Annotated in this window: 21 protein-coding genes; 11 read left to right on the top strand and 10 right to left on the bottom strand. The window is 59.8% G+C overall.

Annotated features, from left to right (window positions below):
• The first annotated feature begins 119 nt into the window (after positions 1-119).
• A complete protein-coding gene (locus CKW11_RS19255) occupies positions 120-764 on the top strand; it encodes a YceH family protein (RefSeq protein WP_095138787.1) in 645 nt (214 codons plus the stop codon).
• A gap of 131 nt (positions 765-895) precedes the next feature.
• Here the strand turns inward: CKW11_RS19255 and CKW11_RS19250 are convergent, their stop codons facing one another.
• Complete coding sequence (locus tag CKW11_RS19250; RefSeq protein WP_095138786.1) at positions 896-1,414, bottom strand: cupin domain-containing protein; 519 nt, start codon at positions 1,412-1,414, stop codon at positions 896-898.
• A gap of 212 nt (positions 1,415-1,626) precedes the next feature.
• Complete coding sequence (locus CKW11_RS19245) at positions 1,627-2,445, bottom strand: shikimate 5-dehydrogenase (protein WP_095138785.1); 819 nt, start codon at positions 2,443-2,445, stop codon at positions 1,627-1,629.
• Between the two features lie 257 nt (positions 2,446-2,702).
• Here CKW11_RS19245 and CKW11_RS19240 point away from each other — a divergent pair, with 257 nt between their 5' ends.
• From CKW11_RS19240 to CKW11_RS19230, 3 genes are all read left to right on the top strand, one after another.
• Positions 2,703-3,053 (top strand): hypothetical protein, encoded by a 351-nt coding sequence (locus CKW11_RS19240; protein ID WP_007965394.1) that lies wholly within the window; start codon positions 2,703-2,705, stop codon positions 3,051-3,053.
• 229 nt (positions 3,054-3,282) lie between these two features.
• Complete coding sequence (locus CKW11_RS19235) at positions 3,283-3,477, top strand: hypothetical protein (RefSeq protein WP_025108897.1); 195 nt, start codon at positions 3,283-3,285, stop codon at positions 3,475-3,477.
• A gap of 102 nt (positions 3,478-3,579) precedes the next feature.
• Entirely contained in the window at positions 3,580-3,762 is a 183-nt protein-coding gene (locus CKW11_RS19230; protein ID WP_095138784.1) for a hypothetical protein, read from the top strand.
• Here the strand turns inward: CKW11_RS19230 and CKW11_RS19225 are convergent.
• The gene (locus CKW11_RS19225; protein WP_095138783.1) at positions 3,759-4,820 is read right to left on the bottom strand and encodes an AI-2E family transporter; all 1,062 of its coding nucleotides are present in this window, start codon (positions 4,818-4,820) and stop codon (positions 3,759-3,761) included. The genes CKW11_RS19230 and CKW11_RS19225 overlap by 4 nt on opposite strands.
• A gap of 117 nt (positions 4,821-4,937) precedes the next feature.
• The gene (locus tag CKW11_RS19220; protein ID WP_095138782.1) at positions 4,938-5,624 is read right to left on the bottom strand and encodes a cysteine hydrolase family protein; all 687 of its coding nucleotides are present in this window, start codon (positions 5,622-5,624) and stop codon (positions 4,938-4,940) included.
• A gap of 192 nt (positions 5,625-5,816) precedes the next feature.
• Between CKW11_RS19220 and yegQ the strand changes: the two genes are divergently transcribed.
• On the top strand, positions 5,817-7,160 hold the full coding sequence (yegQ, locus tag CKW11_RS19215; RefSeq protein ID WP_095138781.1) for a tRNA 5-hydroxyuridine modification protein YegQ: 1,344 nt from the start codon (positions 5,817-5,819) through the stop codon (positions 7,158-7,160).
• A gap of 157 nt (positions 7,161-7,317) precedes the next feature.
• Here the strand turns inward: yegQ and CKW11_RS19210 are convergent, their stop codons facing one another.
• Both CKW11_RS19210 and CKW11_RS19205 read right to left on the bottom strand, forming a co-directional pair.
• The gene (locus CKW11_RS19210) at positions 7,318-7,551 is read right to left on the bottom strand and encodes a hypothetical protein (RefSeq protein ID WP_095138780.1); all 234 of its coding nucleotides are present in this window, start codon (positions 7,549-7,551) and stop codon (positions 7,318-7,320) included.
• 92 nt (positions 7,552-7,643) lie between these two features.
• Positions 7,644-8,357, bottom strand: a complete 714-nt coding sequence (locus CKW11_RS19205; protein ID WP_095138779.1) for a FadR/GntR family transcriptional regulator — start codon at positions 8,355-8,357, stop codon at positions 7,644-7,646.
• A gap of 368 nt (positions 8,358-8,725) precedes the next feature.
• On the opposite strand from CKW11_RS19205, the gene CKW11_RS19200 reads away from it, so the two are divergent.
• Both CKW11_RS19200 and gudD read left to right on the top strand, forming a co-directional pair.
• Complete coding sequence (locus CKW11_RS19200) at positions 8,726-10,072, top strand: MFS transporter (RefSeq protein ID WP_095138778.1); 1,347 nt, start codon at positions 8,726-8,728, stop codon at positions 10,070-10,072.
• A 36-nt stretch (positions 10,073-10,108) separates the two neighbouring features.
• Complete coding sequence (gene gudD / locus CKW11_RS19195) at positions 10,109-11,452, top strand: glucarate dehydratase (RefSeq protein ID WP_095138777.1); 1,344 nt, start codon at positions 10,109-10,111, stop codon at positions 11,450-11,452.
• A 132-nt stretch (positions 11,453-11,584) separates the two neighbouring features.
• On the opposite strand, the gene CKW11_RS19190 is transcribed toward gudD, so the two are convergent.
• Positions 11,585-12,457 carry a LysR family transcriptional regulator gene (locus CKW11_RS19190; RefSeq protein WP_095138776.1) on the bottom strand — a complete coding sequence of 291 codons (873 nt, stop codon included), beginning with the start codon at positions 12,455-12,457 and terminating at the stop codon, positions 11,585-11,587.
• 160 nt (positions 12,458-12,617) lie between these two features.
• Between CKW11_RS19190 and ampC the strand changes: the two genes are divergently transcribed.
• Positions 12,618-13,784: a class C beta-lactamase gene (gene ampC / locus CKW11_RS19185; RefSeq protein ID WP_095138775.1), complete on the top strand. Its 1,167-nt coding sequence runs from the start codon at positions 12,618-12,620 to the stop codon at positions 13,782-13,784.
• A 137-nt stretch (positions 13,785-13,921) separates the two neighbouring features.
• On the opposite strand, the gene CKW11_RS19180 is transcribed toward ampC, so the two are convergent.
• The gene (locus tag CKW11_RS19180; protein ID WP_095138774.1) at positions 13,922-14,491 is read right to left on the bottom strand and encodes a DUF4174 domain-containing protein; all 570 of its coding nucleotides are present in this window, start codon (positions 14,489-14,491) and stop codon (positions 13,922-13,924) included.
• Between the two features lie 209 nt (positions 14,492-14,700).
• On the opposite strand from CKW11_RS19180, the gene CKW11_RS19175 reads away from it, so the two are divergent.
• A complete protein-coding gene (locus CKW11_RS19175; protein WP_095138773.1) occupies positions 14,701-15,174 on the top strand; it encodes a GNAT family N-acetyltransferase in 474 nt (157 codons plus the stop codon).
• Positions 15,175-15,271: 97 nt separating this feature from the next.
• Here CKW11_RS19175 and CKW11_RS19170 read toward each other — a convergent pair whose 3' ends face one another.
• Both CKW11_RS19170 and CKW11_RS19165 read right to left on the bottom strand, forming a co-directional pair.
• The gene (locus tag CKW11_RS19170) at positions 15,272-16,057 is read right to left on the bottom strand and encodes a sulfite exporter TauE/SafE family protein (protein WP_064586898.1); all 786 of its coding nucleotides are present in this window, start codon (positions 16,055-16,057) and stop codon (positions 15,272-15,274) included.
• A gap of 124 nt (positions 16,058-16,181) precedes the next feature.
• Positions 16,182-16,931, bottom strand: coding sequence for a hypothetical protein (locus CKW11_RS19165; RefSeq protein WP_095138772.1), 750 nt, complete (start codon positions 16,929-16,931; stop codon positions 16,182-16,184).
• Positions 16,932-17,276: 345 nt separating this feature from the next.
• Here CKW11_RS19165 and CKW11_RS19160 point away from each other — a divergent pair, with 345 nt between their 5' ends.
• Positions 17,277-18,425: an aldose epimerase family protein gene (locus CKW11_RS19160; RefSeq protein ID WP_095138771.1), complete on the top strand. Its 1,149-nt coding sequence runs from the start codon at positions 17,277-17,279 to the stop codon at positions 18,423-18,425.
• Positions 18,426-18,589: 164 nt separating this feature from the next.
• A complete protein-coding gene (locus CKW11_RS19155) occupies positions 18,590-19,411 on the top strand; it encodes an aldo/keto reductase (RefSeq protein WP_095138770.1) in 822 nt (273 codons plus the stop codon).
• Positions 19,412-19,419: the final 8 nt, after the last annotated feature.

Raw genomic sequence — 19,419 nt, 5'->3', positions numbered from 1 at the left:
CTCGTGTAGTGGCTGGGTGGAACGTGGAGGCGATTATAGCCATGCTTGATGACCGCACGGCTTGCCTTTTGTTAGCCAAGGATTAGGCTAGGCGCCTTCGACTGCAGAGGGAACGCGCGATGACCACAGAACTTGAAACAACTACCGACGAACCACGGCTCAACGCCACGGAAATCCGCATTCTGGGTGCGTTGATCGAAAAACAGGCCACCAGCCCGGAAACCTATCCGCTGACCCTCAATGCGCTGGTGCTGGCCTGCAATCAGAAAACCAGCCGCGAGCCGGTGATGAACCTGACTCAAGGCCAGGTCGGCCAGAGCCTGCGCGCGCTGGAAAGCCACGGTTACGCCAGACTGGTCATGGGCAGTCGCGCCGACCGCTGGGAGCACAAGCTCGACAAGGCGCTGGAACTGGTGCCGGCCCAGGTGATTCTCACTGGCTTGATGTTCCTGCGTGGCCCGCAGACGGTAAATGAGCTGCTGACCCGCAGCGGCCGCATGCACGACTTCGAAGATGCCGAGCAAGTGGTGCATCAGCTCGAACGCCTGATCGCGCGCGGGCTGGCGGTGTTGATTCCGCGTCAGGCCGGTCAGCGTGAAGACCGCTACACCCATGCGCTGGGCGATCCGGCGGATATCGAGGCGATTCTGGCGGCTCGGCAGAATCCGGGAGAACGCGCGCCAAGCGGCGTGTCAGTTGAACGCATCGAAGAGCTGGAAGCACGGATTGCCGCACTGGAAGAGCGTTTGGCGCGTCTCGAATAATCACCACAGTCCTATGGTGGGAGCGGGCTTGCTCGCGAAGAGGCTGTGTCAGTCAAATCACTGTGACTGACACACCGTATTCGCGAGCAAGCCCGCTCCCACAGGATCTATACCAAGCCGAAGATCTCTATTTACTCCCCATCCCAGTAATCCACTCCATCCGCCTGCCGCGCCACGGCAACAAAGCCTGACGCATTGCCCTGGTCATCGACTTTGAAGTTGTCCATCACCGCGTATTTGTTGGAGTCCGGGTATTCACAGATATCCGGTTGCTGCTGGGTGCTGACCGCCAGATAACGCAGCTCCGCGTCGCTGGTGTTGATGATCTGATGCGCCGTTTCCCGGCCGCCCGGCGGGCAGGCAATCACGTCGCCCGCGCGGATCGCAAAGCGCTCGGCTCCTAACCGCACTTCGCCCTCCCCGGCCACCACATAAAACATCTCTTCATTGACCCGATGGCTGTGAAACGGACTGCCGCGCATGCCTGGCGGCAATGCGTACAACCGATAGCCGAGTTTCTGCGCACCAAGCTGCTGGCCAATGCGCGCCATGCGTTGTTGATAGCGGCCAGCCGTTTCGCCTTCCGGGGCAAGGGCTTCGGGTAAAGGTTCGAGTTCGACCTGGTGCAGGTTGAGGATAGGCGGATGCATGGGGAGCCTCGATCAGGTTTTTTATGAGGGGCAAGTCTGGGCTTGCTGAGGCCGCAGTATAGGCAACCGACTAAAAACCGAGTCGCGGCCTTCGCGAGCAAGCCCGCTCCCACAGGATTTGTGGTTGCTTACCTGGTTGTGTTGCAACCTGATACCTGTGGAAGCGGGCTTGCTCGCGAAGAGGCCCGATGGATCAGCGCAAAACTCAATGATCAGCTGCGAGCAAATGCCACCGCCGCCGCAAACTGCTCTTCATTTGGCCGCACCCCGGTGTACAGGACAAACTGCTCCAGCGCCTGGATCGCAATCACCTCCAGCCCGGTAATCACCTTCTTGCCCTCGGCCCGCCCCCGCACGATCAGCGGCGTCTCGGACGGAATCGCCACCACATCAAACACGATCTCGGCCGCCTGGATCACTTCAGGCTCGAACGCCAGTTGCCCGGCTTCCGGCCCGCCGTCCATGCCTACCGGGGTGACGTTGATCAGCATCTGCGGCCGCTCTTCGCCCAGCTCAGCCTGCCAGCGATAGCCCAGCGAGTCCGCCAGTGCCCGTCCGGCGCGCTCGTTACGCGCAACGATCAAGCCATTTTTGTAGCCACCATCGCGCAAGGCACTGGCCACCGCTTTGGCCATGCCGCCGCTGCCGCGCAGGGCGAACCTCGTATCCTTTGGCACTGAGTGGGTTTCCAGCAACTGGGCGATGGCGATGTAGTCGGTGTTGTAAGCCTTGAGGTGGCCGTGGGTGTTGACGATGGTGTTGATCGACTGGATCGCCGCCGCCGACGCATCCAGTTCATCGACCAGCGCGATGCAGGCTTCCTTGAACGGCATCGACACGCCACAACCGCGAATCCCCAGCGCACGAATGCCGCCCACCGCACCCGGCAAGTCCTGACTGCTGAACGCCTTGTAATAGAAGTTCAGGCCCAACTGCTCGTACAAATGGTTATGAAAGCGCAGACCGAAATTCCCGGGGCGCCCGGACAGGGACATGCACAGCTGGGTGTCTTTGTTGGGATTCATCTGCATGAAACTTCTCCTTCAAAACGGACTTTCGGATGGACGGAGTTAGCCATTCCATCGGGTTCTGGACGATCATAAGCGCCTGTCTGCAACGGGCTGCGAGCCCCTTTGACCTGCCGGTAAAGAAACCGGTACAGACCTTACACAAAATTTACCGAACGGCTGTGCTGATTTTCAGAATTTCGCTGTCATAGAAGTATCCCCGCGACAACGTTGGGCCTGGTGCAGGCCCGGACGCCGGGTCGAAGAACCGAGGAATTATCATGATTCGTAAACTCCCCATCGTGGCCTTGTTGATTGGTGCATTCGCTATCACAGGTCAGGCAGAAGCCCACGGCGGTGGCTGGCAGGGTCCGGCAGTGTTTGGTGCGATCGTCGGCTCGGCCATCATCGGCTCCGCATTGATCAACCAGGACCGGCCGGTCTACGTGCAACAGCCTGTTTACGCTCAACCGGCACCGGTTTATGTGCAACAACCGCCGCCACCGGTCTACTACCAGCCGGCTCCGGTGTACGTGCAACAACCGGTTTATGTGCCAGGCCCGGTCTACTACGGCCCGCCACGCGGCTACTACGGCCGGCCACACGGCTACTACGGTGGCCCACGCTGGTAATCGCAAACAAAAAGCCCCGCTTTATAGCGGGGCTTTTTTATGACCGTCGGTCGGGCAAAGTCTGAAAAAATCTCGTCAAGGTCGCTGTGAGGACAGTTCCAGCAGCTAAAGTCGGCATGATGGACTTGACCGTTGGGGGCAAAACACAGAACGGTCATCTATTTGTCATGACGGAACCGCAATCTGAATCCGTCCGTAAACAACAGGTTGATAAAAACAAGGACGACCCATGCCTACACAAAATCCGCACCGCATCGTCGGCCTGTGCACTTCAAGCAAGGTGTACAGCGCGCTGACTGAACTGAAACACCTGGAAGGCCACCGCTGCGCCAAGTTTCTTTCGCTGCTGGCGGAGAATCTCGTGCATAAGGGCCTGCTCAATGAGCGCGAAGTGGTGCACATGCTCGACCAGGTTGTCGACTGATTCAGCCCTCACTGTGATCAATGACCACTATCAAAAGCGTTGATTGTTCCTGAGCGCAGCGAATCCCTAAGGTAACTCCACAGATTGATGGAGGTACTTTTCATGGCTCAGGTTCAAATCATGTCGGTAATCGGCAGCGCTGTTCCCGCATCGCTCAGAGCGTCGGGATTGCTCGCCTGCTGGTATCTGGTGCGCGAAGGCGAGCCGATCAGCGGCCCGCTCACGTCGCTGACAGCGGCGCAGGCCCTGTCACAGAAGTTGGTCAGTGCGCCGTTCCACGCCTAAGGCAACTGGACTTTCGGTTTGGTCTCGATGAACAGCGCCCAACTGGACATGAACAGCGCCGCGATCAGCGGCCCGATCACGAAACCGTTGAGGCCGAATACCGCGAGGCCGCCGAGGGTCGAGATCAGGATCATGTAATCGGGCATGCGCGTGTCCTTGCCGACCAGGATCGGGCGCAGCAGGTTGTCCACCAGGCCGATCACAAACACCCCGAACAGCGCCAGCACCACGCCCTGCCAGATCATCCCGCTGAGCAGGAAGTACAGCGCCACCGGCGCCCAGACAATCCCCGCACCCACCGCCGGCAACAGCGACAGAAAGCCCATCAACACCGCCCACAGCAATGCGCTGGGGATGTCGAGAAACCAGAAAATCGCCCCACCCAATGCGCCCTGAGTGACCGCCACCACCAGGTTGCCCTTGACCGTCGCGCGTACCACCCGATTGAACTTCAACTGCAAACGGCGCTTGTGGCTCTCTTCCAGTGGCACCGCGGTGCGTACCTTGCGCACCAGTTCGGCGCCATCACGCAAAAAGAAAAACAGCAGGTACAACATGATGCCGAAGCTGACCACGAACTCGAACGTCCCCTGGCCGAAACTGAAGGCCTGACTCGCCAGCACCTGGCTGCCCTGCATCGACGCCTTGACGATTTTCTCGCGCACGCCGTTAAGCTCGCCCATGCCGAAGCGATCGAGCAGATGCTGGAAGTACGGGGGCAGGCTGTGCTTGAACTGCGCCAGATAGGCACCGATGTCCAGTTGGCCGCTTTCGATGTTGTTGTACAGCGTTGCGCCTTCCTGGACCAACAGGATGCTGAGGATGATCACCGGCAGAATCGCGATCACCAGGCAGATGCCCAGAGTGCAGAGCGCTGTCAGGTTGCGCCGCCAGCCAAATTTGAGCTGTAACTTGCGCTGCATCGGCGCAAACAGAATGCCGAGAATCACCGCCCAGAACACCGCGCCGTAGAACGGCAGCAGAATCCAGATGAAGGCGACCGTCACCAACAGCAACAGCACGGTGAGGGATTTGAATTGCAGGGTTTTTTCGTTCATGTCCGATCCATGTCAGTCAGGCGTCTCGCACGCCCCGAACCTTAGTCAGCCGGGGCGCGCGCGAGTGCCATCTTTGTTCATGGAGCATAGATTGCCTGGACGACGCAGCCCGGCTAATCAGCGCACCGGCAGTTTGACGATCTGCGCAGTGCTCAACACGTCGCCGAAGGTGTCTTCGACTTCCGCCAGCGCGGCTTTGTGCAGGGAGTCCTTGTCGATAGAAACGCCGTTGGCCCGAGTGATGGCGCGGGTCGCCGAGGCATCGGAGGCGACAATCACGTTGTAACCCAAAGGCGCGGCATCCCGAGCGGCACCCGCCACGCAGGCGTGGGTCATCAGGCCGGAAATGATCAGTGTCTGGATGCCGGCCTTTTTCAGTTGCTGGTCAAGGTCGGTACTGGCGAACACGCTGACGGTGCTTTTTTGCAGCACCACGTCTTGCGGGCGCGGCTGCATGTCTTGGTGAAATTTGACGGTCTGACCATCGATGGCAAACACCGGCGAACCGGCCGGCGCGATGTGCTGCACGTGATACACCGGGATCTTGTGACTGTCGGCAAAGGTGATCAGCTCTCGGGTTTTCGCCAACGCAGCGGCACCGTCCGGGATCGGCATCCGGCCGCTGAAATATTCATTCTGGAAGTCGATCACCACCAGCGCAGACTTTCCGGCTGGCAAATGATCGACCGGTGTAGCGCCTGACATTGCCCGAATGGTCGAGTGGTTGTCGGCCATCGCTGCGCTGCTGGCCAATACACCGGAAAATGCACAAGCGGTGAGAAAGCGGCGTGTAAAGTTCTGCATGGGAAAGTCCTGCGTCGGTTGATTTGATAAGCGAATCCTAAGCAGCCACCGCCGCACCGAACACAGTGAAACCGGCACATGATCTGTGCCCTTTCTGCACAGATCGACTCCGCGCACGCAAACGTAGATCCAGATCAATAAACCGCACTTGCCACTGCACTACCCTGCCGCGCTTTTGCGACCGAAGCCGCCATGAAGCCAGACCTCCCCCTCGCCGCCCCGGAATTGCTCGCCCCCGCCGGCACCCTGAAGAACATGCGCTACGCCTTCGCCTACGGTGCCGATGCGGTCTACGCCGGCCAGCCGCGGTACAGCCTGCGGGTGCGCAACAACGAGTTCGACCACGCCAACCTCGCCCTCGGTATTCGCGAAGCGCAGGCTCAGAGCAAGCGTTTCTACGTGGTGGTCAACATCGCCCCGCACAACGCCAAACTGAAAACCTTCCTCAAGGATCTGGCGCCAGTGATCGAGATGGCTCCGGACGCACTGATCATGTCCGACCCGGGCCTGATCATGCTGGTACGCCGGCACTTCCCGCAGATGCCGATCCACCTTTCGGTGCAGGCCAACACGGTGAACTGGGCGAGCGTCGAGTTCTGGCAGCAACAAGGCCTGAGCCGGATCATCCTGTCGCGGGAATTGTCGCTGGAAGAAATCGGCGAAATCCGCGAACAGGTGCCCGGCATGGAGCTGGAAGTTTTCGTCCACGGTGCACTGTGCATGGCTTACTCCGGGCGCTGCCTGTTGTCGGGCTACATGAACAAGCGCGACGCCAATCAGGGCACCTGCACCAACGCTTGCCGCTGGAAGTATTCGGCGCAGCAAGCCACGGAAAATCAGCTCGGCGAGATCGTGCAGACCTTCCAGCCGGAGCCGACCCTGGGCATCGGCGCGCCGACCGATCAGGTGTTCCTGCTGCGGGAAGCCAATCGCCCCGATGAGTTGATGCCGGCATTTGAAGACGAGCACGGCACCTACATCATGAACGCCAAGGATCTGCGCGCGGTGCAACACGTCGAACGCCTGACGCGCATGGGCGTGCATTCGCTGAAGATCGAGGGCCGCACCAAATCGCACTTCTATTGCGCACGCACCACCCAGGTCTATCGCCGGGCGATCGACGATGCAGTGGCCGGACGCGAGTTCGATCGCAGCCTTATGACCGATCTGGAATCACTGGCCCAGCGCGGCTACACCGAAGGTTTCCTGCGTCGCCATGTGCATGACGAATACCAGAATTATCAGAACGGCAGCTCGGTGTCCGAGCGTCAGCAGTTCGTCGGCGAACTCACCGGCGAGCGCCGCGACCGGTTGGCCGAGGTCAAAGTGAAGAACCGTTTTGCCTTGGGCGATCATCTGGAATTGATGACTCCGAAGGGCAATTTCCACTTCGATCTGCACCAGTTGCAGAGTGCCAAGGGTGAAGCGATCGAGGTTGCGCCGGGGGATGGACACACGGTGTACCTGCCGATTCCGGATGCGGTGGATTTGCGCTTTGGCCTGCTGATGCGCGATATAGCAACCAATCCTGTTTGAACGCTTGTCCTGATCACCCGCTGTGCGTGTCGAACACAAAATCTCATGCCACCACCGACCACTGTGGGAGCGGGCTTGCCCGCGAAGAGGCCGGCATGAACAACACACCCTGCCGCTGACCGCCCACAAAAAACCCGGCACCAAGGCCGGGTTTTCACTACCTGCGATCATCCGACAACGGCGTCGGCTCATCCGCTGGCGGCACATCATCATCGTCCGCCGCCGGTTCCTTCCAGTCTTCCGGCCGATCGGCATCACTCAACGGATCACGCCCGGGGCTCATGCCCGGCGGCGCATCGTGATCGGCCAGTGTCGGCTCATCCGTGCCAGGCACCGGACGGGTCGGATCGGTCGGCAGCACACCACCTTGAAACAGCAAATCATTAGCCATGACACACCTCACCAAGGAGGTCCGGAAAACCCGGGCCATACAGCTTGGAAGCGTGCCTGCGCAGCCCGTGCCATCGAGCAGACCAACGGCAATCAGCCCTGTGCACCGAAGCGGTCGCGGCTGTTGGTCAGGTGCAGCCACATGGCCGCGCGCGCCGCGTCCGGATCCTGACGCTTGATCGCATTCAGGATCGCTTCGTGCTCCAGATGCGCCAACTGCCCCAGCTTGCTCAAATCCGCCGCGCCACGCTCGGCGGCATTGAGCCGCTGACGCGGAATCATCGCGCTGCCCAGGTGCTGCATGATTTCGCTGAAACAGACGTTGCCGGTGGCTTCAGCGATCAGCAGGTGAAAACGTCGGTCGGCTTCAACACAACTGTCATTGCTGTCCAGCAAGCGCTGATAGTCATCCAGCGCTTGGCGCATCTGCAGCAGTTGCTGCTCGCTGCGCCGTTGCGCGGCCAACGCGGCGGCCTGGGTCTCCAGGCCCATGCGCAATTCAAGAATGCTGCGCACCCCGAGCGCGGTGTCGACATTCAGGCGCAAGCCCTGCTCCGCGACGCGCTCGATGACGAACGTGCCGATGCCGTGCCGCGTCGCCACCAGCCCCGACGCCTGCAACTTGGAAATCGCCTCGCGCACCACCGTGCGACTGACGCCGTGCTCCTGAACGATGGCGTTCTCCGACGGCAGTTTGTCGCCGGGCGACAGCTGGCCGAGCAGGATGCTCTGGGTGAGTTTTTCCACCAGATCATGCGCAAGGTTATGCGCACGTTTGCGGGCGGGAGCGTCGAGGTCTTCTTGCATGTTCGGTTCCGGTGATCGGGGCTTGGCGATCGTAGCACTGCGCGGTGGCTGACGAGATTTGATTTTAGCGCCGAATCAGCCTTCAACTTGTATGACAACACTCAATGCAAAAGAAAATAACTGCAACAAGCAAGCGCTACGCCCTGTTTGAACATTTGGATCGTGAACCGTGAAGTGCGTCTGACGGGTGCGTCTAGAGCCAATAAAAACTGGGCCAAACACCAAAAAGAAATAAAAAATTCGTTCACCAGACAAATTTAATCGCTGCACCCCACTTGTAGGACAAAAAAATCAGGTTGTATGATGTCTATCAACAACGCAACACTCAGCCCTACCCCGCATAAAAATAATCAGTGGGAGAAAACCAAGTGAAAACCTCCGTCTCCGGGATGAACGAGGGCGTCGATTCGACACTCGCGTCCGCCATCTCGAAAGTGAAACGCCACGTCCTGCCGCTCTTCGTGATCATGTTCATCGTCAATTACATTGACCGGGTGAACATCGGTTTCGTCCGCACCCACATGGAACATGATCTGGGCATCGGCGCTGCCGCCTACGGCTTCGGCGCCGGTCTGTTCTTCATCGGTTACGCACTGTTCGAAGTGCCGTCCAACATGCTCCTGCAGAAAGTCGGCGCGCGCATCTGGCTGACCCGCATCATGTTCACCTGGGGTCTGGTCGCCGCCGGCATGGCGTTCATCCAGAACGAAACGCACTTCTACATCCTGCGCTTTCTGCTCGGCGTGGCCGAAGCCGGGTTCTTTCCCGGAGTGATCTACTACTTCACCCGCTGGCTACCCGGCGCCGAACGCGGCAAGGCCATCGCGATTTTCCTCAGTGGTTCGGCGGTGGCCTCGCTGATCTCCGGCCCGCTGTCCGGCCTGCTCTTGCAGATCAACGGTCTTGGCATGCACGGCTGGCAATGGATGTACTTCATCGAGGGGATGTTTTCCGTCGGGCTGTGCGTGTTCGTCTGGTTCTGGCTAGACGCCAAACCCCACGACGCGAAATGGCTGACCCGCGCCGAACAGGACGCACTGGTCAGCGCCATCGACGATGAACAGAAGGCCCGCGAAGCCGCGACGCCGATCCGTCCATCAATGGGCAAACTGCTCAAGGACCGGCAGATCATCCTGTTCTGCCTGATCTACTTTTTCATTCAGCTGACGATCTACGCCGCGACGTTCTGGCTGCCGAGCATCATCAAGAAAATGGGCGAGATGAGTGACTTCCAGGTCGGCCTGTTCAACTCGATTCCGTGGTTGCTGTCGATCGTCGGCATGTACGCCTTCGCCTCGCTCTCGGCCAAGTGGAAGCACCAGCAAGCCTGGGTCGCCACCGCATTGCTGATCGCCGCAGCGGGGATGTTCATGTCCACCACCGGCGGGCCGATTTTCGCCTTTGTCGCGATCTGTTTTGCCGCGCTGGGTTTCAAGTCCGCCTCATCGTTGTTCTGGCCGATTCCGCAGGCCTATCTGGATGCACGGATCGCCGCGGCAGTGATCGCACTGATCAACTCGGTGGGCAACCTCGGCGGCTTCGTCGCGCCCACCACCTTCGGCCTGCTCGAAGAACACACCGGTTCGATTCAGGGCGGCCTCTACGGCCTGGCCGCGACCTCGATCATCGCCGCGGTCATCGTCTTCGCTGCACGCACCACCCCGAAACCCGCTGCTGACCTCGCCGTGGCCGAAGCCGCGCCGAAGCACGCCTGAATTTCGTTTTGAAGAATGCTGACAAGGATAAAAAACATGACCGCATACGACACTGCCAAAGCGCCAATCATCACTGACATGCAGGTGATTCCCGTGGCCGGCCACGACGGCATGCTGCTCAACTTGAGCGGCGCCCACGGGCCATTTTTCACCCGCAATATCGTCATCCTCAAGGACAACGCCGGGCACACCGGCGTCGGTGAAGTGCCCGGTGGCGAGCGCATCCGCCAGACGCTGGAGGACGCCCACAACCTGGTGCTCGGCAACGCGATCGGCAACTATCAGAAAATCCTCAATCAGGTGCGCCAGACCTTCGCCGAGCGTGACGCCGGCGGCCGTGGCCTGCAGACGTTCGACCTGCGCATCACCATCCACGCGGTCACCGGACTCGAAGCCGCCCTGCTCGACCTGCTCGGGCAACACCTCGACGTGCCGGTCGCGGCGTTGCTCGGCGAAGGCCAGCAACGCGACCAAGTGAAGATGCTCGGTTATCTGTTTTACGTCGGCGATCAACGCGAGACCGACCTCGCCTACCGCAGCGAACCGGATGCCGATAACGACTGGTTCCGCGTGCGTCACGAGAAGGTCATGAGCGCCGAAGCGGTGGTACGTCTGGCCGAAGCGGCTCAGGCGAAATACGGTTTCCAGGACTTCAAACTCAAGGGCGGCGTGCTCAGCGGCGACGCGGAAATCGAAGCCGTGACGGCACTGGCCGAACGCTTTCCCGAGGCACGAATTACCCTCGACCCGAACGGCGCCTGGTCACTGAAAGAAGCGATCCGCCTGTGCCGCGATCAACATCACGTGCTGGCTTACGCCGAAGACCCCTGCGGTGCGGAAAACGGTTACTCGGGGCGCGAAGTCATGGCCGAGTTCCGCCGCGCCACCGGGCTGAAGACGGCGACCAACATGATCGCCACCGACTGGCGCGAAATGGGCCACGCCATCCAGTTGCAGTCGGTGGACATTCCGTTGGCCGACCCGCACTTCTGGACCATGCAAGGCTCGGTGCGTGTCGCGCAGTTGTGCCATGAGTGGGGCCTGACCTGGGGCTCGCACTCCAACAACCACTTCGATATTTCCCTGGCGATGTTTACCCACGTCGCGGCGGCGGCACCGGGCGACATCACCGCCATCGACACGCACTGGATCTGGCAGGACGGCCAGCGTCTGACCAAGGCACCGCTGCAAATTGTCGACGGTTGCGTGCAAGTGCCACAGAAACCGGGGCTGGGTGTGGAGCTGGACATGGATCAGTTGGCCAAGGCTCACGAACTGTACAAAGGCATGGGCCTCGGCGCGCGGGATGACAGCGTGGCGATGCAGTTTTTGATTCCGGGATGGACGTTCGATAACAAGCGGCCGTGTCTGGTGCGCTGAATCCTGATCTCTAGTCCACCACTGTCCCCTGTGGGAGCGGGCTTGCTCGCGAAGGCGGTGTGTCAGTCGATATTTGAGTTGACTGACACGCCGCCTTCGCGAGCAAGCCCGCTCCCACGGGGGGGATTTATGTCAGACAGAGATTTGCAGCAGCCAGTTTTTGAACGCCGTCATCGCCGCCGTCTCCGGCCGTGACTGCAAGCGCGTCAGCCAATAACTGCCAGTGGTGATTTCAATCGCAAACGGCTGGCGAATCACGTCCGCCGCCAGTTGCCGGGCGAACATCAGCGGCGGTGCCAACGCTACCCCGCTGCCCTGCAGCGCGGCTTCCATCATCGCCAGCGATGAGTCGAACACAATGCTCTGCGGCGGCGCCACGTGAGTCGCCAAGCCGGCGGCATGAAACCATTCCGGCCATTCATCGGTGCGATAGGAACGCAGCAAGCGCTGTTGCAGCAGATCCGTCGGCGTGTGCAGTTGCCGGGCGATTTCCGGCACGCACAGCACCGACAGGGGCGCATCGAGCAGTCGCGTCGCCTCGATCCCATGCCACGCCCCGGCGCCGAAACGAATCGCGTAATCCAGCCCTTCGGCGGCGACGTCGACCCGGTTGTTGTGGGTCGACAGGCGCAAATCGATCAGCGGATGTTTCGCCTGAAAATCCGCCAGCCGCGGCAACAGCCAGCCGACCGCGAACGTCCCCACGGCGCCGACGGTCAACGTTTCGCGGTACTGTCCTCCAGCCAGACGTTCAAGCATCTGCGCAATGTGATCGAACGAGGTGGTCAGCACTGGCAACAGGGTTTCGCCCTCCCCCGTCAGCATCAGCCCACGCGGCAGACGCTTGAACAGGGTGACGTTGAGCTGCGCCTCAAGGCTTTTGACCTGATGGCTCACCGCCGCCTGGGTCACGCACAGCTCGACGGCGGCACGGGTGAAGCTCAGATGCCGCGCCGAGGCTTCGAACGCGCGCAGTGCATTGAGCGACAATTGAGGTCGAATCATACCCAGTCCCAAATTTTTCTAATGGCTCATGCGAAATATCATCGTTTGTCGACGAGTGCCAGACTGCCTAAATTGTCGGCGCTGATCAGTCGACTAACGTTTCAATTGCCCGCAGTCTAGCGGGATATCACCCTCAACACTCATGGAGAGTGGTTCACTCATGTCCTTCATCAACCCGAGCAAAGTCATTTCCTGCAGCGCATTCGGCGTAATTTTCGCTGCAAACGCGTGCATGGCTGCCACGCCCAGCGACGAGCAACTGCAAGCCCTGGTGAATAAAGCCGTCACCCCGGTGATGCAGCAACAGCAGGTTCCGGGCCTGGTCGTGGCTATCACCGTCAGGGGTCAGCCGCATTACTTTAACTACGGCGTCGCCGCCAAGGATACCGGGCAGAAAGTCAGCGAAAACACCTTGTTCGAAATCGGCTCGGTGAGCAAAACCTTCGCCGCAACCCTGGCCGGCTATGCGCAGGCGACCGACAAACTGGACCTCTCGACCAAGGCCAGCCAGCTCTGGCCAGAACTGAAAGGCAGCGCTTTCGACAACATCAGCGTGCTGCAACTGGGCACCTACAGCGCCGGCGGCCTGCCGCTGCAATTCCCGGCCGAGTGGGATTCGGCCGACAAGATGCTTGGCTATTACCAACAGTGGAAACCGAGCTTTCCGGCCGGCAGCCAGCGTCTGTACTCCAACCCGAGCCTGGGTCTGTTCGGTTATCTGGCCGCCAAGACCCTTGGCCAGCCCTATGATCAGGCGATGAGCGAAACCCTGCTGCCGAAACTCGGCCTGCAACACACCTACCTGCAGGTGCCGAAAGCACAAATGAACCTGTACGCGCAGGGCTACGACAAGAACAATCAACCGGTGCGCGTCACCCCGGGCGCAATGGATTCAGAAGCCTACGGCGTGAAAACCAGCGCCGCCGACATGCTGCGATACGTGCAGGCCAACCTGAAACCGGCAAGCCTGGAAACCCCGCTGCAACAAGCCATCGCCAACACCCACACCGGTTATTACAGCGTCGGCGACATGACCCAGGGTCTGGGCTGGGAAATGTACCGTTACCCGATCAGCCTCGAGCGCTTGCTGGCCGGTAACAGCACGGAAATGGCCATGCAGCCGCACAAGGTGCAGTGGCTCAACCCGCCACAGCCGCAGGTGGATAATGTGCTGCTGAACAAAACCGGATCGACGGGTGGTTTTGGCAGTTACGTGGCGTTTGTGCCGTCGAAGGATGTCGGCGTGGTGATTCTGGCGAACAAGAACTTTCCGATTCCGGAGCGGGTGAAGATTGCTCACACGATCCTCAGCGTTTTGACCGACTGAAAATCAAAAGATCGCAGCCTTCGGCAGCTCCTACACCGATCCCATGTAGGAGCTGCCGCAGGCTGCGATCTTTTTGACGGGCAATAAAAATGGGCGACCTGCAGAGGTCGCCCATTTTTCTGATTCAGGCCACGCCATCAATCATCCGGCATCTGCGGTGGCTTGCTCGGTTTCGCAGGCTTGCCCGGTTTGGCCCCCTTTACACCTTTGGCGGGTTCAGACTCAGCGGCGGCCGGGGTCTGAGCGGCGGCTGCAGCGGCCGCTTCTTTCTCGGCCATTGGCATGGCGTCGATAGTGTCGAAGATTTTCTTCAGGTCCACCGACTTCGCTTCATCACCCGAGGCCGAAAGCTTGATCTCGCCGTCCTTGCCCACCAGGAAGACTTTTGGATACGCCCCGGCGCCCAGCTTCAACGAACGCAACAGGGCCATGGTGTCCTGCTGACCAAGATCCTTGCCGTCGAGCTGGCCGGCCATATTGAGAATGGTGTAGACCTTGATGTTGCGGTCGGCGACGCCCTTCTTGTTCGCCGGATCTTCCAGCGACTTTTTCAGCCCCACCCACACCGGGTCGACGGTGCTTTGTGCGATCACGATCAACGGTCGGGCCCGTCCCATATCCCCGGCTATGGGCGAGTCGTTGTCAGCGGCGAACAAGGGGCCGGCAATCGCCAGCAAGAGTGTCAGGGTCAGTGACCTGATGAGCATGCGCATCTCCTTTTGATATCCACGCTCTAATGATTGCGCATCGCGGCGATTGTTCCGGGGTCGTGCCCGGCAAGTATGTTTCGCCTTGTCAGAAGCTTAGGTCAGCCGCGTCATTGCGCAACCGCATCGGCGTAATCGTGACGCGGATTTGATTACCTTTTATGAGCGCATTAGGGTGGTCGTTCTGCCCACGAAATGGAGTTCAACCCATGCACATCGACTACCTTTGCGATCACCCCCATTTGATTGAGGAACTGGCTACTCTCAATTTCAAGGAATGGGGCGAATTCCGTGACGGCGATACTCTTGAAGCCCGCACCGAACGGATGCGCGCGGCCTGCGGCAAGGGTGCGGTTCCCAGCGCGGTGGTGGCCATTGAAGACGGCCGCTTGCTCGGTGGCGCGCTGTTGATCGACAGCGACATGAAGATCCGTCCCGAACTGACGCCTTGGCTGGCCGGGGTTTATGTGAAGGCCGAGGAGCGTGGACGCGGGGTTGCTTCGCAGTTGGTCAACAGGATCGTCGATGAAGCGGCGGCGCTGGGCGTGACCGAGTTGTATCTGTACACCGACGCCGCGCAATCGCTGTATGCGCGGCTGGGGTGGGAGGTGGTCGAGGATCTGGTTTACGAAGACCTGCCAGTGACCGTCATGAAATTCAACATCCTTCAAGACCCACTGTAGGAGCTGCCGCAGGCTGCGATCTTTTGATTTTCAAGGTCAAAAGATCGCAGCCTGCGGCAGCTCCTACAGGGGACTGCGGCGTCTCGAAAGGGCTGGTTCAGAACGCCAGTTTGTAGCCGATCAACAGCAACATGGTCGCCAGGCACGGGCGCAGCAATTCATCGGAAATGCGCCCGGTCAGGTGGCTGCCGAGCCAGATGCCCGGCAACGAACCCATGAGCAAAAAGCCCAGCACGCCCCAGTCCATGTTGCCCATGCTCGCGTGGCCCAGCCCTGCAACCAGCGTCAGCGGCACGGCGTGGGCGATTTCGGTGCCGACCAGCCGCCGGGTCGGCAGCAGCGGATAGAGGATGAACAGCGCGACCGTGCCGAGGGCGCCGGCGCCGATCGAGGTCAGGGCGACCATGGTGCCGAGGATCAACCCGGTGATCACCGTCATCACATTCAGGCGCGCGCCGCTCGGGTTGTAGTTGCCGCCCGCGCGTTTGTGGGCGAATTCGAGCAGACGCTTCTTGAACAGAATCGCCAGCGCCGTGGCGAACAGCACGAAGCCCAAGGCTTGTTTGATGATCGCGTTCATCGCTTCGGGCGCGGTGTGCAGGGTGCTGAGAAACCACAACGTCATGGCGACTGCCGGCACGCTGCCGAGTGTCAGCCATCCGGTGATGGCCCAGTCGATGTTGTTGTTCTTCTTGTGCACCAGCACGCCACTGGATTTGGTAATGGCCGCATACAGCAGGTCAGTGCCCACCGCTGTTGCCGGGTTGATGCCGAACCACAGCAGGATCGGCGTCATCAACGAACCGCCGCCGACACCGGTCATGCCGACAATAAAACCCACCACCAGCCCGGCAATCACCAGGCCGAAATTTGCCAATTCCATTAAGACGTCCAGAAAAACGACAGGAAAAATCTGGCCCGCAGCATAGCGATTTTTCATATAACCACATATATCGATGCGGTCTATCGTTATGCCTTCTCGATACCACTCCCGCTCCCCACGGGTTTTATTGCACCGGCAGGAAATTCAGGAACAACAGACTCTGCGCGTAATTCAACCCGATGCGCCGGTAGCGCTCGTCGAGCATCTGCGTCAGCAGATCGAGCCGCGCGACGATCTTGCCGAACTCGGTGGCGAAGCTGAGGTTGCTGCCCTCCTCCGAGATTTCGTTGGAGAACAGCAACGGCTGGCCTTCCTTGTTCTGGCGCTGGGCCAGAATCCACGTGGCTTTCTCGATGTTGCGCGCGGCGTTGTGGACGAAGGTCGGGTTGATCGCATCAGTCATGTAGAACTCGACGCGATTACCGTGGGCGGTGACCAGCATGCTGCCGATGGCATAGATAAAGGCGCCGACCCGATCCCCGAGAAACTCCGGACTCATCGCATAGCTGAGCGCTGCCAGATCCTTGCGGCCGCCCAGCACCGGCAACGGTTGTTGCTGCTCGACCGCCAGGCGCACCTGTTTCACCGCGGTGTTGATGTCGAGGAATCCCGATTTGCGCAGTTCTTCCGGGTTGCGCAGGTACAGCTTGCCCATTAGCCGATAAAGACTGTTGAGGTTGTCGCGCATCGCCAGCGTGGCCATGCGGTCAACGCTGGTCTGCAGGAATTCCTGCGGTTGTCCTTCACGCATCTGAGCGATAAAGCCATTGCCGTCCTGATGCGAGCAACCGCTGACAGACAGCAATGACAGACAGGCCAGCATCAGGCACGGGCGGTGAACAAATCGGGCGATCTGATGAAAAACTCTCGGCATGAATTCTCGAACAGGCACATTCCTGTGCGGCGGGCGTCGCCGCATCCTGGCCATGGATAGAGCCGGCAATTGCGAAAAAGTGCAGTGGCGGATTTTCCCGGTCGATTGACGGCGAAGGAGCGCCAAGCCAATTAGTCAGTCTTTATTGTTGAAATACACGATCAATCAACTATAAATCTTCTTCAGACGCCAAAATAGATTGACTAGTACCGTGTAGGAGCTGCCGCAGGCTGCGATCTTTTGATCTTGATTCTAAAAAACGAAGATCAAAAGATCGCAGCCTGCGGCAGCTCCTACAGGGGAATTGTGGTGTTTTCAAAACAACAACAAAAAGGAAGGTCAACCATGCTTCAATCACGTCACCTGCTCTCCGGCCTCGGACTGTCTCTGATGATTGCCACCCTTTCCGCCAATGCGGCGGGCCTGACCGCTGAACACAAAGCCTTCGGCAAAACCAATGACGGCACGCCCGTCGAGCAATACATCCTGCGCAACAGCCACGGCATGCAGGCGACTGTCATCACCTACGGTGCCACCCTGCAATCACTGCTGGTGCCGGACAAACACGGCAAAGCCGCTGACGTGGTGCTCGGCTTTGACGATGTCCAGGGTTACCAGAAAGGCACGGCGTATTTCGGCGCGACCATCGGCCGTTTCGGCAATCGACTCGCGGACGGTGCGTTCGAACTCGACGGCAAGCGCTATCAGGTGCCGCAGAACGACAAGTCCAACGCTTTGCACGGCGGCACTCAGGGCTTCGACAAGAAGGTCTGGAAAGCGCAGGAAACCAAAGACAAGGATTCAGTCGCCGTGACCCTCACCTATCTGTCGGCAGACGGCGAAATGGGCTTCCCCGGCAACCTCACCACCGAAGTGACCTACCGCCTGACCGACAGCAACGAGTTGCGTATCGACTATAAGGCCAGCACCGATAAACCGACGGTGCTCAACCTGACCAACCACAGCTACTTCAACCTCGCCGGCGCCGGCAATGGCGACATCCTCCAGCAGGTTGCCACCTTGCACGCCAGCCATTACACCCCGGTCACCGGCAAACTGATCCCGACCGGCGAACTGGCGCCAGTGGCCGGCACACCGATGGACTTCACCAAACCCACCGCGATCGGCACGCACATCAAGGCTGATCACCCACAGCTGAAATTCGCCGAGCCGAAACAGGGTGGCTTCGATTTCAACTGGGTGCTGGATACCAAAGGTGATGTGAGCAAAGTCGCCGCCGAGGTCAGCGATCCGCAGTCAGGGCGGCATCTGCAGCTGTTCACCAGCGAACCTGGCGTGCAGTTCTACACCAGCAACTTCCTTGATGGCACGGTCAAGGGCAAGGGTGGCAAGGTCTATCCGCACTGGGGCGCGTTTACCCTGGAGACCCAGCACTATCCGGATGCGCCGAATCAGCCGGACTTCCCGAGCACGCGTCTTGATCCGGGGCAGACTTACAACCATAAAGTGGTGTTGAAGTTTTCTGCCAGGTAAAAGCTGAAGATCAAGAGATCGCAGCCTGCGGCAGCTCCTACAGTGGGACCCCATCCCTCCTGTAGGAGCTGCCGAAGGCTGCGATCTTTTGCTTTTGAGCCCCATGGAACCCCTGCGCTATCCTGCTGCCCACTAAGGTATGACCATCAGCACAGGAGGTTTGAATGCGTACCCTTGAACTGGCAGGCGTGCAGGTTCCAGTGATTGGCCAGGGCACCTGGCGCATGGGCGAAGACCGTTCGGCGCACCAGCGTGAAGTGTCCGCGCTGCGACAAGGTATCGAGTTGGGCATGACCCTCATCGACACCGCAGAAATGTACGCCGAAGGCGGTGCCGAAAGCGTGGTCGGCGAAGCCATTGCCGGCCTGCGTGATCAGGTGTTTCTGGTGAGCAAAGTCTATCCGCACAACGCCAGCCGCAAAGGCATCCCGCAAGCCTGCGAGCGCAGTCTGCGCCGGCTCGACACCGACTACATCGACCTCTATCTGCTGCACTGGCGCGGCCAGTATCCGCTGGAAGAAACCGTCGAAACGTTCGAACGCCTGCGCGAGGACGGCAAGATCGGGCGTTGGGGAGTGTCGAATTTTGACGTCGATGACCTCGAAGAGCTGACCAATCCGGCCTGCGCGACCAATCAGGTGCTGTACAACCTGGAGGAGCGCGGCGTCGAATTCGACTTGCTGCCATGGTGCCAACAACAGCGCCTGCCGTTGATGGCGTACTGCCCGATCGGCCAGGGCGGTGCGATGCTGGCCGAACCGGTGTTGAAAGAGATTGCCGCTCGTCACAACGTGACCCCGGCGCAGGTTTCGCTGGCGTGGATTCTGCGTCAGGATGGTGTAATTGCGATTCCCAAAGCTGTGCGACCGGAACATGTGCAACTCAATGCACAAGCGGCGCAGTTGCAACTGGATGCCGGGGATCTGGCGGCGCTGGACCAGGTATTCAAAGCGCCACAACGCAAGCAGCGGCTGGCGATGGTCTGAGTCGCTGG

Origin of the sequence: Pseudomonas sp. Irchel s3a10, from assembly GCF_900187525.1 — a bacterium.
GTDB lineage: Bacteria > Pseudomonadota > Gammaproteobacteria > Pseudomonadales > Pseudomonadaceae > Aquipseudomonas > Aquipseudomonas koreensis_G.
The sequence above is the reverse complement of the archived record's forward strand: the minus strand, read 5'-3'. Positions and strand labels throughout refer to the sequence as shown.